Source organism: Actinacidiphila cocklensis (assembly GCF_907177275.1).
Taxonomy (GTDB): domain Bacteria; phylum Actinomycetota; class Actinomycetes; order Streptomycetales; family Streptomycetaceae; genus Actinacidiphila; species Actinacidiphila cocklensis.
Genome location: NZ_CAJSLV010000125.1, coordinates 41464 through 57194, shown reverse-complemented (window position 1 = coordinate 57194; position 15731 = coordinate 41464). Strand labels below are relative to the sequence as shown.

Genomic DNA, 15731 nt, shown 5'->3' with positions numbered 1-15731 from the left:
CGGACGGTTCAGGCGCCGCCCGCGCCGCGCTCGCGCAGGTAGTCCGCCAGCGCGGGCACCGTGTCCAGGGCGGACAGGTCGTCGTCCATCTCGACGACGACCCCGTAGCGGCTCTCGACGGCCTGGATCAGCCGGACGAAGCCCAGCGACGTCAGGCCGAGCAGCCCGAGCGGCTCGGGCTCCTCCGCCAACGCCTCCGCGGCGCTGATCTGGCCGTCGCTGGCCTCGACGACCAGCTCGGCCAGCTCACGGTGGAGTTCGGGGTGCGGTTGCGAGTGCAGTTCCTGGGCGGTCACTCGGGCTCCTCCTGTCGCAGTTCGTCGACGGCGCTGACCACCCCGTCGATGGTCGGGGTGTCGAAGAAGGCGTCGAAGGGCACCTCGACGCCCAGGCGCTCCCGGATGCGGGCGATGATCTGCATGATCGTCAACGAGTGCCCGCCGAGGTCGAAGAGGGTGACGCCGGGGGCGAAGTCGTCCACCCGCAGCACTTCCGCCCAGATGCCGGTCACGACAGCGGTCAGGTCCGCGTCCTCCCCGGCCGCCGGGCCGCCACCCTCGACGGCGGCACCTGGCGCGGCAACGACGCCCGGCTCGGCAGCGGCGCCCGGCGCGGGCAGGGCGGCCCGGTCGAGCTTGCCGTTGAAGGTGCGGGGCAGCTCGTCCAGCAGGCGGAAGTCCCGCGGGATCATGTACCGCGGCAGGCGGTCGGCGACGTAGGCCCGTACCGCCGCGACGTCGCCGGAGGCGTCCGCCCCAACCGTGGCGACGAGATACGCCGCCAGCTCCCCGTCCCGTACCGCCACCGCCGCCTGCGCGACGCCGGGCGCATCCAGCAGCGTCCGCTCGATCTCGCCCAGCTCGATCCGGTGCCCGCGCAGCTTGATCTGGTCGTCGGCCCTGCCGAGGAAGTCGAACTGCCCGTCGGCGCCCAGCCGCACCAGGTCGCCGCTGCGGTAGAGGCGCCGGCCGGCCGGGTCGGTCACGAAGCGCTCGGCGGTCAGTTCCGGCCGCCCCCGGTAGCCGCGGGCCAGCCCGGCGCCGCCGATGCACAGCTCCCCCGGTACCCCGGCCGGAACCGGGCGCAGCCGGGCGTCCAGGACCTGCAGCGTGGTGTTGGCGAGCGGACCCCCGATGGTCACCCGGTCCGGGTCGGCCGGGATCTCGGCCGCGGTGGACCAGACGGTGGTCTCGGTCGGCCCGTAGACGTTGACCATGCGGTCGACGAGCGGGCGCAGCCGCCGCGCCAGCGGGAGCGGCAGCGCCTCGCCGCCGCACAGCGCGGTGACGGGGGCGCCGGTCCACCCGGCGTCGAGCAGCAGCTGCCAGCTGGACGGGGTGGCCTGGACGTGGGTGATCCCGGCGTCGGCGACGAGCCGGGCCAGCGCGGCGCCCTCGCGTACGGCCGCGTCGGCGGCGACCACGACCCGGCCGCCGGTGGTGAGCGGCGCGAACAGTTCGAGGCCGCTGATGTCGAAGGACAGGGTGGTCAGGTTGAGCCAGCGGTCGGCGGGGTCGGAGCCGACCAGCTCGCCGATGGCGGCGACGATGTTGGCCAGCGCGGCGTGGCCGACCTCGACGCCCTTGGGGCGGCCGGTGGAGCCCGAGGTGTAGATGACGTACGCGAGGCCGTCCGGGTCGGTGGCGGCGGGCGGCGTCTCGGGCTCGGCGGCGAAGGCGGCCAGACCGTCGAGTGCCAGCAGCTCGACGGACTGCTCGCCGAGCCCGGCCATGGCCTCGGCGTGGCCGAGTACCAGCTTGGTCCCGGCATCGGCGGCGATGAATCCGAGCCGCGCCGCCGGGGCTGTCGGGTCCAGCGGCAGGTAGGCGGCGCCGGCGGCGAGAACGCCGAGCAGGCCTGCGACGAGTTCGACGTTCCGGTGGGCGCAGAGCCCCACGACGTCGCCGGAGCCGACGCCGCGCCGCCGCAGCCCGTGGCCGATCCGGTGTGCGGCGGCGACCAGGTCGCGGTACGTGCGGCTGCCGCCGTCGCCGGACACCGCGACCGCGTCGGGGGCGGCGTAGGCGGCCGCCCTGACCAGGTCGAGCACGGTGGTGGCGGGGCGCGGCCGTGCGGTGTCGTTGATCCGTTCGAGCAGTGCCAGCTCCGCGGGCAGCAGCAGGTCCAGGTCGCCGAGCGGCCGGTCGGGCTCGGCGAGACCGGCGGCGAGCAGGGTGCGCAGGTGCCCGATGACCCGCTCGGCGTCGGCGGCCGGCAGCAGCCGGGTCGGTACGTGGACGCGCCCGGTCAGCCCGTCGGGGGTGTCGATGAAGTGCAGGTGCATCGCGGCGCGGACGGTCGCGGTGGCGAACAGCCGCTCGACCGGGGACGCGTCCTGGCCAGGCGAGTCGGTGCGGAGCCGTATGTAGCTGGTCGAGACGGGCGCCATGGCCAGGCGGGGCGGCAGCCCTGCCACGGCCCGGCCGAACGGCACCTCGCGGTGGCCGTAGACCTCGCGGGCCTCGGCCCGCACGTCGCGCACCAGCCGGCCGAACGGCCGCTCCAGGTCGGCGCCGAGCGTGACGGGCAGCTCGTTGACCCACATGCCCATCTCGCCCGCCGTCTCCGGGCGCCGGGTGGAGACGTCCACGGCGACCGAGCCCGCGGTGTTGCCGTACCGGGCGAGCAGCGCGTGCACGCCCGCGAGCAGCACCTCGAACCGGGTCGCCCCGAGCGCCGCCGCGCCCGCGGTCAGGGCGGCGTCCAGCTCCGCGTCCCAGGCGAGGTCGATGTGGGTGGCGTCCTCGGCGGCGGTGGGCGTGGCCGCGAGCCCGGGCAGCAGCACCTCGGCGGGCGGGGTGGGCCGGGCGGCCCAGAACTCGCGGGCCGCCGGCAGGACCGCGGCGACGCGCTCGGCCTGCGCCCGCGCGAACCCGGCGAAGCGGTCCAGCGATCCCGGCCCGAGCGGCTGCCCGGCCACCGCGGCGCCGAGGTCGGCGACGAGCATGTCCCGGCCGAGCCCGTCGAGTACCAGGTGGTGCGCGACGACCATCACGACCGTACGGCCGTCGTCGACCTTCAGTGCCGTGCAGCGGGCGAACGGACCGACCGGGCCTGCGGAGTCGGCGAAGTCGAATCCGGTGGCGAGTTCGGCGGCCAGGACGGTCCGCAGCTCGTCCGCGCCGACCTCGCGGTGGACGACCGGGGCCGCCTCGCCGGCGAGGAGCAGCGGTTCGCCCGCCGACTCGGCCACGGCCGCGGCGAGCAGCGGGTGCCGGTCGGTCAGCGCGGCCCACGCCTTGTCGAGCGCGGCGGGCTCCACCGCGTCGGGCGCGGTCACCACCGCGGGCACCAGATACGCCGCCGCGGCCCCGATGGCCCGCTCGGCGAACCACAGACCCTGCTGAGCGGGGGTCATCGGGATGCCGGTCACTGCTTCGGCCATGGACTCGCCGCCTCCTCTCCTGACGCTGCTGATGCACTGGACGTGGCTGAAGCGCTGGACGTGGCTGAAGTTCGGGAAGCCGCCGATGCAGCCGCGGGCTCCCGCGCGGGGTCGAAGAGCGCCCGCAGCCGGCTCTTGACGACCTTGCCGCCCGCGTTGCGCGGCAGTTCGTCGACGCGGACGATCCGGCTGGGCTGCTCGTGGCCGGCCAGCCGGGTGGCCAGGAAGCGGCGCACCTCGGCGAGCCGCAGCTCGCGGGTGGTGACGAGCGCGGCGGCGGGGGCCAGGCCGAGCACCGGGTCGGGCAGCCCGAAGACCGACGCCTCGACGATCTCGGGGTGCTCGTGCAGGGCCGCCTCGACGGCGATGGTGGAGACCTTGTCGGCGCCGCTCTTGATCACGTCGCTCTCGCGGTCGACGAGGAAGAGGTAGCCGTCGGCGTCGAGGTAGCCGATGTCGCCCATCCGGGTCCAGCCGGCCCTGAAGACCTGCGAGGTGGCGGAGTCGTCGTCGAGGTACGAGCGCGGGGCGCCCGCGCTGCGCATCCACACCTCGCCGGTCACCCCGGCGGGGCACGCCAGCCCGGCCTCGTCGCACACCCGCAGCGCGCCCCCGGCGACCGCGAGGCCGAGGGCCGCGGGGCGCTCCGGGCTGAAGATCATGCTGGTCTGGGTCGGCGCGGCCTCGGTCGAGGTGTAGTAGTTCACGATCGTGGCGGCCGGCAGCGCCGCCGCGAGCCCGGCGGCCACGGTCGGCGGCAGGGCGGCGGCGGTCGAGCCGAACAGCACGACGCTGGAGGTGTCGTGGCGGTCCAGCGCCCCCGAGGCCAGCAGTTCGATCGCCATCGCGGGGACGACGAAGACGCTTCCCACCGCCTGCTGCTCGATCAGCCGGGCGAAGTGCTCGGGGCCGAACCGCGCGGTCACCAGCATCCCGGCCTGCGCGGTGAGCGCGTTGAAGAGCATGGTCTGCCCGGCGTTGGTGCCGATCGGGAAGGCGTGCAGGAACTGCCGGGAGTGGGCCAGGGTGCGCAGCGGCGGGTTCAGCCGGGCGCCGTGGGTGAGGTTGGCGTGCGCCGCGACGACGCCCTTGGGCCGGCCGGTCGTCCCCGAGGTGTAGAGGATCTGCGCCGGATCGCCGGGCCGCGGCCCGTCCACGGGTGCCGCCGCGGGCAGGCCTTCGACGTCGCCGGGACCCCAGCGCAGCCGGACCCGGGCGGCGAAGCGCCCGGCGTCCTGCCCGTGCAGCAGGGCGGTGGCGCCGCTGTGCTCCAGCATGTACGCCACTTCGTCGGGCGCGGCCCTGGTGGACATCGGTACGGCGACCGCGCCGGCGGCGAGCACACCGGTGTACGAGCAGACGTAGGCGATCCAGTCCCGGGCGCCGTACAGCAGCCCGACCCGGTCGCCGGTGCGTACGCCGGCCGCCCGCAGCCCGGCGGCGACCGCCTGCGTCCTGGCCTGCCAGGTGCCCAGGTCGAGCGTGCCGCCGCCCTGGTGCACGGCGATGTGCGCGGGCTCGGCGTCCGCACGCGCGGCGAGCAGCCGCGGCACGGTCAGGGCCACCGGTGGAAGGCGTCGCGTGCTCATCGCACCCCCTGCTCGGCGGGCACGGCCCGTTCGGCCGCGCCCTCGTGTGCCCCGCCCGCCGCCACCCGCTCCCGTACGGCCTCCGCGCCCACCTCGTCGTCGGGCCGGGCGTCGGGGACCTCGTCGTCGAAGCGTGCCGTCCGCGGGAGCCGCATCGCCGTCAGTGCCACGGCCGCGATGGCGATCGCGAGCAGCAGGTAGAGCAGGGCGATGCCGCGGCCGGGGCCGACGCCGAGGACCCGGCCGAAGGAGCCGGACAGCGCCCCGCCGGGCTCCATCAGCGGCTGGAGCATGTGCGAGCCGATCGGCCCCAGCACCGCCCAGCCGATCGGCAGGGTGGACCAGGCGATCACGGTGTTGACGGCGAAGACCCGGCCGTGGAACCGCTGCGGGACCTTGACCTGCACGATCGTCGTGTAGACGCCGTTGAGCAGGACCAGCGCCAGCGACATGCCGAACGAGCCGGCCGCGATCACCCACACCGTGGGCCGCAGGCCCACCACGACGCAGAAGGCGGCCAGCAGCAGCGAGCAGCACAGCACCGTGTGGAGCCGCCGGTGCCGCGGCCCGCCCCACATGGTCATCGCCAGGCCGCCGAGGAGCGCCCCGACCCCGCCGGCGACCGAGACCTCGGCGACCTGGTGCAGGTCGGCGAACGCCAGGACCAGCGGTGTGATCATCAGGAACAGCGGCGACAGGAAGACGTTGAGGACCATGAAGTAGAGCAGCATGGACCGGAAGCCCCGGTGCCCCCAGGAGAAGCGGACGCCTTCGCGTATCTCGGTGCCCAGCGACTCCTTGCGGCGCCAGGCCAGCGTCCGCGGGAAGCGGACGAGCAGCACGATGGCGACGGCGACGGCGTAGCTGGCGACGTCGACGACGAGGATGCCGCCCAGCCCGATCACCGCGAGCAGCGCCACCGACAGCAGCGGCATCAGGGCGGTGGCGCCGCCGCCGACCATCTGGACGACACCGTTGGCGTGCCCCAGGTACTGCTTGGGGACCAGTTGCGGGATGGCCGAGCTGTAGGCGAGCCGCTGGAAGGTCAGCGCCACCGAGAGCATCGCGAGCAGCGGGTAGATGTGCCAGGTCTGCAGGGAGCCGGTCCACAGCAGGATGCCGAGCAGCAGCTGGGTGCCGCCGGCGCCGATGTCGCCGCAGAGCATGACGCGCCGTCTGCTGTGCCGGTCGACGATGGCCCCGGCGATCGGCATCGCCAGCAGGCTGGGCACGAGCCCGGTCACCGCCAGCAGTGCGAAGTTCAGCACGGACCCGGTCCGCTCCAGCACCCACAGCGGCAGGGCCACGTCGGTGAGGGTCGAGCCGAGCAGCGAGATGAGCTGGGCGAAGGCGACGACCAGGAAGCGGCCCATGCTGGGCTGCGGCCCGGTGGGCGCGACCGGGCGGGCCGAGCGGGACGTGCCGTGCAGCCACCAGGTGGCCCTTTCGCCGCGCGCGGGCCTGGCCAGCGGCTGCGTCCGCTCGGCCGTCACCGCGGGGTCGACGCCGGTGACGATCTCGGCGAGCTCGCCGGCCCGCCACTTGAGGTAGAAGTGCCCGGCCTCGTCGAGCACCACCAGGGCGGTGCGGTCGGTGAGGAAGTGCCATTCGGTGAAGCGCTCGGCGTGGAATTCGGTCGCCGGGTCCCGGTCGCCCACCACGCTGATGATCGGTGCGCGCAGCCGCTGCGTGCCGGAGTGCATCAGCTCGGTGTAGTACGCCTCCGCGTTGTCGGAGTCCTGGCGCATCGTGCGGATGAGGTGGCGGGCCTGGTCTGGTTCCAGGTCGTTCATGTCGACGCCGAGGCCGGTGAGCCAGTTGGTGTACAGCGTGTCGGAGCGCAGCGGCTCCATCCTGGCCGCCCTGGACAGCGCCGACCAGACGCGGTTGCGGGGGCGGGCGAAGGGGAAGATCGCGCCGATGTAGACGGCGTCGACCTCCCGGCCGCTGCGCTCCAGGCGGCGGGCGATCTCGATGATGAGCGCGGAGCCCACACCGCAGTGGCCGTAGAGCGCGAGCGGCCCCTCGGCCTTCGCCAGGATCTCCGTGCAGCAGCGTTCGGCGAGCTCCTCCAGGGGAAGTGCCGCCTCGTCCAGGCCGACGTCGTGGCCGGGGATGGCGATGGAGAACAGCCGGTGCCCGGCGGGCATGGCGTCGGCGAGCGGCTGGTAGACCACGGCGCTGCCGCCGCCGTAGGGCGCGCACACCAGGGTGCGCACCCGCTGCGCCGCCGGCAGGGGGCGGGTCAGCTCGTGCACCAGGTCGCGGGGGCCGCGCTGGTCGAGGGGTACGTCGACGAGTCCGGCGAGTTCGCGGACGGTGCGGTGCGCGAAGACGTCCATCACGGTGACGCCCGCGCCGACCGCCCGGCGCAGCGCCGCGACGACCTGGACGGCGAGCAGGGAGTGGCCGCCGAGGTCGAAGAAGTCGTCGTCGAGGCCGACCCGCGGCACCCCGAGCAGGCCGGTCCACAGGTCGGCGAGGAGGATCTCGGTGTCCGTGACGGGTTCCGCGTAGGCGGCCGCGACGGCGCGGACCCGCACGGGGGCGGGCAGCCGGCGGCGGTCCAGCTTGCCGTTGGTGCTCAGCGGCAGTTCCGGCAGCTCGTCGAAGGTGGCGGGCACCATGTAGTCGGGGAGCCGCCGCCGCAGGGCGGTGCGCAGCGCGGTGGCGTCGGGCGTGGCATCCGGCATGGCATCGGGCGTGGCATCGGGCGTGGTTCCGGCCACCAGGTACGCCGCCAGCCGCCGGTCGCCCGGGGTGTCCTCGCGTACGGCGACGGCCGCGTCGCGTACTCCCGGCTGCTCGCGCAGCGCGGCCTCGATCTCGCCGAGTTCGATGCGCAGGCCGCGCAGTTTGACCTGGCTGTCGATGCGCCCGAGGAATTCCAGCGTCCCGTCGGGGCGCCATCTGGCCAGGTCGCCGGTGCGGTAGCGGCGCTGCCCGTCGGGTCCGGCGGCGAACTTCTCCGCCGTCAGCTCGGGCCTGCGCAGATACCCGTGGGCGAGCCCGACCCCGGCCAGGTACAGCTCGCCGGGCACGCCCACCGGGAGCGGCCGGCCCTGCTCGTCGAGCACGTCGGCGCGCATGTTGTCGATGGGGGCGCCGATGGGCACCCGGGCGCGGCCGGCCAGTTCCCGGGCGGTGCAGCGGTGGGCGGTCACGTCGATGGCGGCCTCGGTCGGGCCGTACAGGTTGTGCAGTTCCGCGCCGGGCAGCGCGGCCAGGGTGCGCAGCGCCAGGTCGACGGGGAGTTCCTCGCCGCTGCAGATCACCCGCCGCAGGGTGCCGCAGCGCTCGCCGCCGTCCTCGGCGAGGAAGACGGCGAGCATGGACGGGACGAAGTGCGCGGTGGTGACGCCCTCGGCGGCGATCAGGTCGCGCAGGTATCCGGCGTCCTTGTGCCCGTCGGGGCGGGCCAGCACCAGCCTGGCCCCGGCCAGCAGCGGCCAGAAGAACTCCCAGACGGACACGTCGAATCCGGCGGGGGTCTTCTGCAGGACGGTGTCGGCCGCGGTCAGGCCGAAGCGGCGTTGCATCCAGTGCAGCCGGTTGACGACACCGCGGTGGCCGTTGACGGCTCCCTTGGGCTGCCCGGTCGATCCCGAGGTGTAGATGACGTACGCGGGGTCGCCGGGTCCTGCCGCGCCACCCCCGGGCTCGTCGGCTGCCTCGGCCAGGAGCGCGGGGTCGTCGAGGGCGAGCACCGGGCACGCGGCCGGCGGCAGGGCGTCGCAGGCCGTTCCCGAGGTCAGTACGGCGACGGGTTCCGCGTCGGCGAGCATGAAGGCGAGCCGGTCCGCGGGGTGGTCGGGGTCGAGCGGCAGGTACGCCGCGCCCGAGACGAGCACGCCGAGCAGGGCGGCGACGAGGTCGGGGCCGCGGTGCGCGCACACGGCGACGATCCGGCCGGGTCGCGCGCCCTCGCGGCGCAGCCGGCCTGCGACCCGGTGGGCGCGCTCGGCCAGTTCGCCGTACGTCAGGGTGCTGCCCTCGAAGCAGACCGCGGGCGCGTCGGGGGTGGCGGCGGCCCTGGCCAGCACCAGGCCGTGCAGGGTGGCGTCCTCGGGGAAGTCGGCGGCGGTGTCGTTCCAGGCGGCGGGCGCGGCGCCGGCGGCGGACGCGAAGAGCGCGCTCAGCGGCCGGTCCGGGTCGCGGGCGGCCTCGCCGGCGAAGCGCGCGAAGGTCCCGGCGATGCGCTGGACGGTGTCGCCGTCGAAGAGGTCGCGGTTGTAGATGAGGGCGCCGGACAGCGTGTCCCCGGCCATCAGGTCGAGTTCGAGGTCGAAGCGGGTCGCCACCACCTCGACGACGAAGGGCTCGACCTCGATCCCGGCGGCGGGCGGGCGCCCTGCGGCTGCCGCGGTGCGCATCGACAGGGCGGCCTGGAAGACCGCCGACCGTGAGGTGTCGCGGTCCACGTCCAGTTCGGTGACCAGCTGCTCGAACGGCAGCTCCTGGTGGGCGTAACCGTCCAGGACCGTGTCGCGGACGCGGGCGACCAGTTCGGCGAAGGTCGGGTCGCCGGCGGTGTCCACCCGGGTGATCAGCATGCTGACGAACATGCCGATCAGCGGTTCCAGCTCCGGGTGCGTACGGCCTGCCTGCGGTGAGCCGACGGCGAAGTCGTCCTGCCGGGCGTAGCGGGACAGCACCGCCGCGTAGGCGGCGAGCACCGCCATGTAGAGGGTCGCGCCCCGGTCGAGGGCCGACTGCCGCAGGGCCGCGGTCGACGCCTCGTCCAGGTGGACGCCGACCGGGGCGCCGCGGAAGCTGGGCCGCGCCGGCCGGGGCAGGTCGGTGGGCAGGTCCAGCGGGGGCAGCCCGGCGAGCCGGTCCCGCCAGTAGGCGACGTCGCGCTCCTGGGCGCCGTCGGCGAGCCGCCGCCCCTGGCTTTCGCGCTGCCAGAGCGCGTAGTCGCCGTACTGCCTGCGCAGCGGCGGGGCCTGCGGGCCGTCCGCGGCGAGCAGGGCGAGCAGTTCGCCGACGAGCAGTTCCGCCGACCAGCCGTCGCAGACGATGTGGTGCACCGTCAGGGCCAGTACCTGGTCGCCTGGTTCCAGGGTGTAGAGGGCCGCGCGCAGCAGCGGGCCGCGGGCCAGGTCGAACGGCTCGGCCAGGCGGGCGGTGACCGCCGCGCGCACCCAGGCCTCGCGGGCCGCCGGGTCCGCGCCGGCCGCGTCCGCCGTTTCCAGCGGGATCCGCACCGCCTCGTCGATGTGCAGTTCGGGCCGGCCGTCGTCGGTGGCCGCGAAGCGCATCCGCAGGCTCTCGTGCCGGGCCGCGACCGCGTCGAGCGCGGCGGCCAGCCCGGCCGCGTCCAGGCCGCCGCGCAGCCGCAGCACCACGGGGACGGTGTACGCGGCGGTGCCCGGCGCGTACTGCTCCATGAACCACAGCCGCTCCTGCGCCGGCGACAGCGGCACCGGGGTGCCGGCCGGCCGGGCCGGGATGACGTCGGCGGGGGCGGCGGCGGGAGCGGCGGCCTGCCGCAGCCGGGCGGCCAGCAGGGACTTCTTGGCGGCGGAGAGCTCTCCCGAGGTGGTGGTCATCGTGCCGCCGTCCGCGCGGCCAGCTCCGCCGCCGCCTCGTCGTCGGTCAGGGTCTCGATCTCCGCGAGCAGGGCGGCTTCGACGGCCAGCGCGAAGCCCTCCACGGTGGGCTGCTCGAACACCAGCCGGACCGGCAGGTCGAGCCCGACGGCCGCGCGCAGCCGGCCGATCGCCCGTACCGCGAGCAGCGAGTGCCCGCCGAGCACGAAGAAGTCGTCGAGGGCGCCCACCTGCCCGATCCCGAGCAGTTCGGCGAAGATCGCGGCGACCAGCTGCTCGGCGTCGGTACGCGGCGCCAGAAAGGCGGCCCGCACGTCGTCGCCTGCGGCGGGCGCGGGAAGCGCACCCAGGTCGACCTTGCCGTTCGCGGTCAGCGGCAGCGCGGGCAGCACCACGACGACGCCGGGCACCAGCAGCGCGGGCAGCCGCTCCGCGGCGTGGGCGCGTACGTCCTCCGCGGTGGCGGTGCCGGTGACGTAGCCGACCAGGGTCTGCGCGACGGCGGTGACCACGGCCTGGCCCACCCCCGGGTGCGCGGTCAGGACGGCCTCGACCTCGCCGGGCTCGATCCGTACGCCGCGGACCTTGAGCTGCCGGTCGAGCCGGCCGAGGAACTCCAGCACCGGTTCGTCCCGGCGCCAGCGCGCCCGGTCGCCGGTGCGGTACATCCGGCCGCCGCCGAACGGGTCGGGGCGGAACCGCTCGGCGGTCAGGTCGGGCCTGCCCAGGTAGCCGTCGGCCAGCCCGGCGCCGGCCAGGCACAGTTCGCCGACCGCGCCGCGCGGCACCAGCCGGCCCGCCGGGTCGAGCAGGTACGCGCGGACCCCGCCGATCGGGCGGCCGATGGGCGGCCTGCGGCCGTCCTGCCCGCCCGTCAGGTCGACCGCGGTGGCGATGACCGTCGCCTCGGTCGGCCCGTAGGTGTTGGCCAGCCTGATCCGGTCGCCGTGGCGGTCCCGCCAGCGGGCGACCGCGGCCGCGTCGACCTGCTCGCCGCCGAGGATCACCAGCCGCAGCGCGGCCGGCCAGTCGGGACCGAGGTCGAGCAGCGCCTGCCAGTACGCGGTGGGCAGGTCGAGCACGGTGATCGCCGGGTCGGCGGCCAGCACGTCCGGCAGCGACCGCGTCCCGCCGGGCAGCAGCACCAGGGTGCCGCCGGCCGCCAGGGTGGGCCAGACCTCCTCGGCGTGGGTGTCGAAGCCCAGCTCCGCGAACTGCACCACCCGGTCGGCGGGCGTCAGTTCGTAGGCCCCGGTCATCCACGCCACGCGGTCCCGCAGCGCGGCCTGCCCGACCAGGACCGGCTTCGGGGTGCCCGTCGAGCCCGAGGTGAACAGGACGTACGCGGCGCCGGGCGCCCGCACGGGTGCCTGCGCGCCGGACCTGATCCCGTCGGCGGTGACGACCGCGGCGACCCCGGACTGCTCGACCATCACGTCCCGGCGGTGCCCGGGCAGTGCGGTGTCGAGCGGTACGTATCCGGCGCCGCTGCGCCAGGCCGCGAGCAGGGCGGCGATCTGGTCGGGGCCGCGCGGCACACCGACCCCCACCAGGTGCCCGGGCTCGACGCCCGCGGCACGCAGCGCGTCGGCGAGTTCGCCGGCCCGCTCCCACAGCTGCCGGTAGCTGACCTGCTCGGTGCCGCTGAGCAGCGCGACCGCGTCGGGCGCGGCGGCGACCGCCCGCTCGACGGCGGCGGCCGGCGTCGAGCCGCCGGGAAGGGCGGGGCCGGTACCGATCGCGAGCAGTTCGGCCTCGGCGGCCTTGTCGACCAGCGGCATCTGCCGTACGGGGGCGTCCAGGTCGGCGAGGACGGCGCGCAGCACGGCGGTGAAGCGGTCGGCCATCGCCTCGGCGGTGGCCGGGTCGAAGACGTCGGCTCCCGCGGTGAGCAGGATCTCCATCCTGGCCTGCCCGGACCGCGCGTTGATCGCGGTCGGGCTGATGAACACGTCCATCGCCACGTCGGTCAGGGTGCGCCGCGACCCGTCGCCGAAGCCCTCGGCCGTGACGCCCTCGAAGCCGTCGGCCCCGTCGAAGCCGGTCGCCGAGACGTCCATGGTGGAGTGCAGCGTCATGGTCGCCTGGAAGAAGGGGTTGTGGCTCGGGTCGCGGGCCAGCCCCAGGTCGGCGACGAGCTGCTCGAAGGGCACCTCCTGGTGCGCGAAGGCGCCCAGGCAGGCCGTACGGGTGCGGCGCACCAGGTCGCGTACGGTGACGTCGCCCGACAGGTCGGCGCGCAGGACCAGCATCCTGACGAAGTAGCCGAAGACCGACTCGGCCGCCACGTCGTCCCGGCCTGCCACCGCGGTGGCGACGCAGAGGTCCTCCTGCCCGCTGAGCTGGGACAGCGTCAGCTGGTAGGCCGTCATCAGCACCATGAACGGAGTGCAGCGCAGCTCCCGCGCGACCTGCTGCACCCGCGTCCAGGTGTCGTCGTCGAAGGCCCGCTCGGCGCACACCCCCGCCGAGGTGCGCCGCGCCGGGCGGGGCCGGTCGAGCGGCAGCTCCAGCGTGGGCGGCTGGTCCAGGGCCGCCCGCCAGTACGCCAGCGACGCCTCGTCGTCGCCCTGGCGGGCGCGGGCGTGGTCCAGGTAGCGCATGCCCGGCGGGGCGGGGTCGATGCCGCGGTAGGCGTCCGCGGCCTGCCGGTAGAGGAGGTTCAGCGACCAGCCGTCGCCGACGGTGTGGTGGGTGACCGCGCACAGGACGTGCTCGGTCGCACTCAGCCGCAGCAGGCCGATACGGATCAGATGCCCCGCGGCCAGGTCGAACGGCCGGACGATCAGCTCCTCGACGGCCCGCCGCGCCTCGTCCAGGTCCGCCACGTCCGCGCGGTGCACCGGTGTGGCCCGCGGCGCGAGCACCTCCTGCACCGGTTCGCCGTCGTACTCCGCGAACCGGGTGCGCAGGCTCTCGTGCCGGGCGATGACGGTGTCGAAGGCGCGGACCAGCCGGTCGGTGTCGAGGTCGCCGCGCAGCAGGACGGAGGCGGAGATGTTGTACGCGGCGTCCTGCGGGTCGAGCCGGTTGAGGAACCACAGCCGCCGCTGGGCGGCGGTCAGCGGACCGCGGTCATGCTCGGACATATACGGCTCCCGGTGTCCCGGCGTTCTCGGAGCGGCCGGCCGCCGTCAGGCGGTCGAGCAGCGGCAGCAGGCCGGGGGCCTGCCAGTCCTCGACGACGGCCACGGCCCCGGCCGCCTCGAACCGCCGCAGGTAGTCCGGGTCGTGGACGGTGGGGACGGCGACGACCCGGCTGCCCGCCGCGCGGGCGGCCAGCGCGCCGGTGACGGAGTCCTCGAAGACCAGCTGGCTCTGCGGCGGCACGCCGAGCAGGTCCGCGGTGGCGAGGTAGACGTCGGGCGCCGGCTTGAGCCGCGGCACGTCGCGTGCGGCCACCACCCGGGCCTCCCCGAACACCGCGAGCAGCCCGGCCCTGCGCAGGATGGCCAGCGCCGTCGCCCGCTCGGTCGCGGTGCCCACGGCCACCGGGACACCCACAGCGCACAGCCGGTCGAGGACCGCGCCGACCCCGGCCCGCGGGACGATCTCGTCGACGGCGCCGACGAGGTCGTCGAAGCACCGCTGCTTGGCGGCGACCGTCTCGGCGGGCGGCACCGCGGCCGGCGACAGCGCCGCGATCTCCTGCGCCACCTGGGGGTCGGGGCCGCCGATGAAGTGCGGCAGCCGGTGCATGGCCTGGTCGCGGGTGAGTACGACGCCGGCCTGCCGGGCGGCCGCCAGCCACGCTTCGTGGTGGAGGTTCTCCAGGTCGACCAGGGTGCCGTCGAGGTCGAAGGCCACGGCCGACACGGTTGCGGGCGCCGGTATCGAGGCGGACGCCGGCATCGGGGCGGACGCCGGTATCGGGGCGGTCATCGGGCGGCCCCCGCGGCGGGTTCGCGCCGCGCCAGCCGGACGACGGCCATCTCCGGGTCGTCGTAGGCGATCCCGGCCTCGTACCGGGGGGTGACCAGTGACAGGAAGTAGCCCAGGTCGTCGATCATGCCGATGCCGTCGCCCGCGTCCCTGCGCACCTGCTTGGACATCACCAGCAGCGCCGAGTCGGCGATCCGCAGGCTGTCCATGATCAGCGCCGACAGGTCGATGGGGGTGAGCATGCGCCACAGGTCGAGGTGCACCGCGCTGTCGAAGGAGCCGTCCGCGTACGGCGTGCGGACGCCGAACAGGTGCGGGTTGTCCGGTCCGAAGTCGGCGCCGTGGTCGATGGTCGCGGTCGCGCCGGCCGGCGCCGCAGCCGCGACGTCGAAGCCGATCCACAGGCTGCGCGCGGCGTCCGGCAGGCCGACGGCCTTGTGCACGCGGTCGGCGGCGACCCGGCCAGGGTGGTCGCGGAGGAATTCGCGGCAGTCTTCGTAGAAGGGCAGCGTCCTGGCGACCCGGCGGTGGTTGTCCGACGGGTGGGTGAAGAACTCGATGTCGTAGTGCCGGTACTTGTCGACCAGGTAGGGCAGGACCGGCTTGGTCTTCTCCCACTCCGTCGTCCAGTCCCTGAAGTGCGGTGCGTGGTAGCACAGGGCCGCGGGGTCGTAGCGGAAGCAGCTGCTGTCGCGGCCGAAGTGCCGGTAGATGCGGTAGGTGAAGTCGGTGTCCTCGTAACCCCACTGCACGAACGACTCGTCGAAGCCGCCGATCTGCTCGTACAGCGCGCGGGACAGCGAGAGGTTGTGCGTGAAACCGAACATCCAGCCGGTCCGCCGGTAGACGTCGAAGACGCCGGGGTCGCTCTGCGGCAGGTCGCGGTGGTCGCCCTCCATCGGCAGCAGGTCGCGCTCGTCCGGTGGCGCCTGGCGAAGCGCCGCGAAGGTTCCCCAGGTGGGTTCGATGCGGCGGCCGTAGACCACTTCGGGGCCGGTGTCGCCGGGCGCCCGCAGGTGCCGCTCGACCAGGTCGGGGGCGGCGAGCGAGTCGGCGTCCATCAGCAGCAGGCGGTCGCCCGTGGCCGCGGCGGCCCCGGAGTTGCGGGCGGCCGAGCGGCCGCGGTTTGCCTCGTGGCGTACGTAGCGCAGATTCAGGCCGGCCTCGTGGCGGCGTACCACCGCGTGCACGTCCTGCACGGAGGCGTCGTCGACCACGACCACCTCGAAGCGGTCCCGGCCGGCGCTCTGCCGGGCCAGCGACCCGAGGGTCAGATCCAGGCAGTCGGCCTGGTTGTAGGTGGGGATGATGACGGACAGCACG

At 75.1% G+C, this 15731-nt stretch carries 7 protein-coding genes; all 7 read right to left on the bottom strand.

What is annotated here, in order from left to right; genetic code table 11:
* Positions 1–8: 8 nt before the first annotated feature.
* Genes NFU81_RS39595 through NFU81_RS39565 form a run of 7 tightly spaced genes read right to left on the bottom strand, consistent with a single transcriptional unit; the run spans position 9 to position 15730 of the window.
* Complete coding sequence (locus NFU81_RS39595) at positions 9–296, bottom strand: phosphopantetheine-binding protein (RefSeq protein ID WP_251501913.1); 288 nt, start codon at positions 294–296, stop codon at positions 9–11.
* Positions 293–3385, bottom strand: coding sequence for a non-ribosomal peptide synthetase (locus NFU81_RS39590; protein ID WP_251501910.1), 3093 nt, complete (start codon positions 3383–3385; stop codon positions 293–295). The genes NFU81_RS39595 and NFU81_RS39590 overlap by 4 nt, the downstream gene beginning before the upstream one ends.
* Complete coding sequence (locus NFU81_RS39585; protein WP_251501908.1) at positions 3370–4974, bottom strand: class I adenylate-forming enzyme family protein; 1605 nt, start codon at positions 4972–4974, stop codon at positions 3370–3372. The genes NFU81_RS39590 and NFU81_RS39585 overlap by 16 nt, the downstream gene beginning before the upstream one ends.
* Positions 4971–10526 (bottom strand): non-ribosomal peptide synthetase/MFS transporter, encoded by a 5556-nt coding sequence (locus NFU81_RS39580; RefSeq protein WP_251501905.1) that lies wholly within the window; start codon positions 10524–10526, stop codon positions 4971–4973. The genes NFU81_RS39585 and NFU81_RS39580 overlap by 4 nt, the downstream gene beginning before the upstream one ends.
* Positions 10523–13615, bottom strand: coding sequence for a condensation domain-containing protein (locus NFU81_RS39575; protein WP_251501903.1), 3093 nt, complete (start codon positions 13613–13615; stop codon positions 10523–10525). Before NFU81_RS39575 ends, NFU81_RS39580 begins: the two co-directional genes overlap by 4 nt.
* Positions 13602–14408: an HAD family hydrolase gene (locus NFU81_RS39570; protein WP_251501899.1), complete on the bottom strand. Its 807-nt coding sequence runs from the start codon at positions 14406–14408 to the stop codon at positions 13602–13604. The genes NFU81_RS39575 and NFU81_RS39570 overlap by 14 nt, the downstream gene beginning before the upstream one ends.
* Positions 14405–15730, bottom strand: a complete 1326-nt coding sequence (locus NFU81_RS39565) for a glycosyltransferase family 2 protein (protein WP_251501898.1) — start codon at positions 15728–15730, stop codon at positions 14405–14407. The genes NFU81_RS39570 and NFU81_RS39565 overlap by 4 nt, the downstream gene beginning before the upstream one ends.
* Position 15731 lies beyond the last annotated feature (1 nt).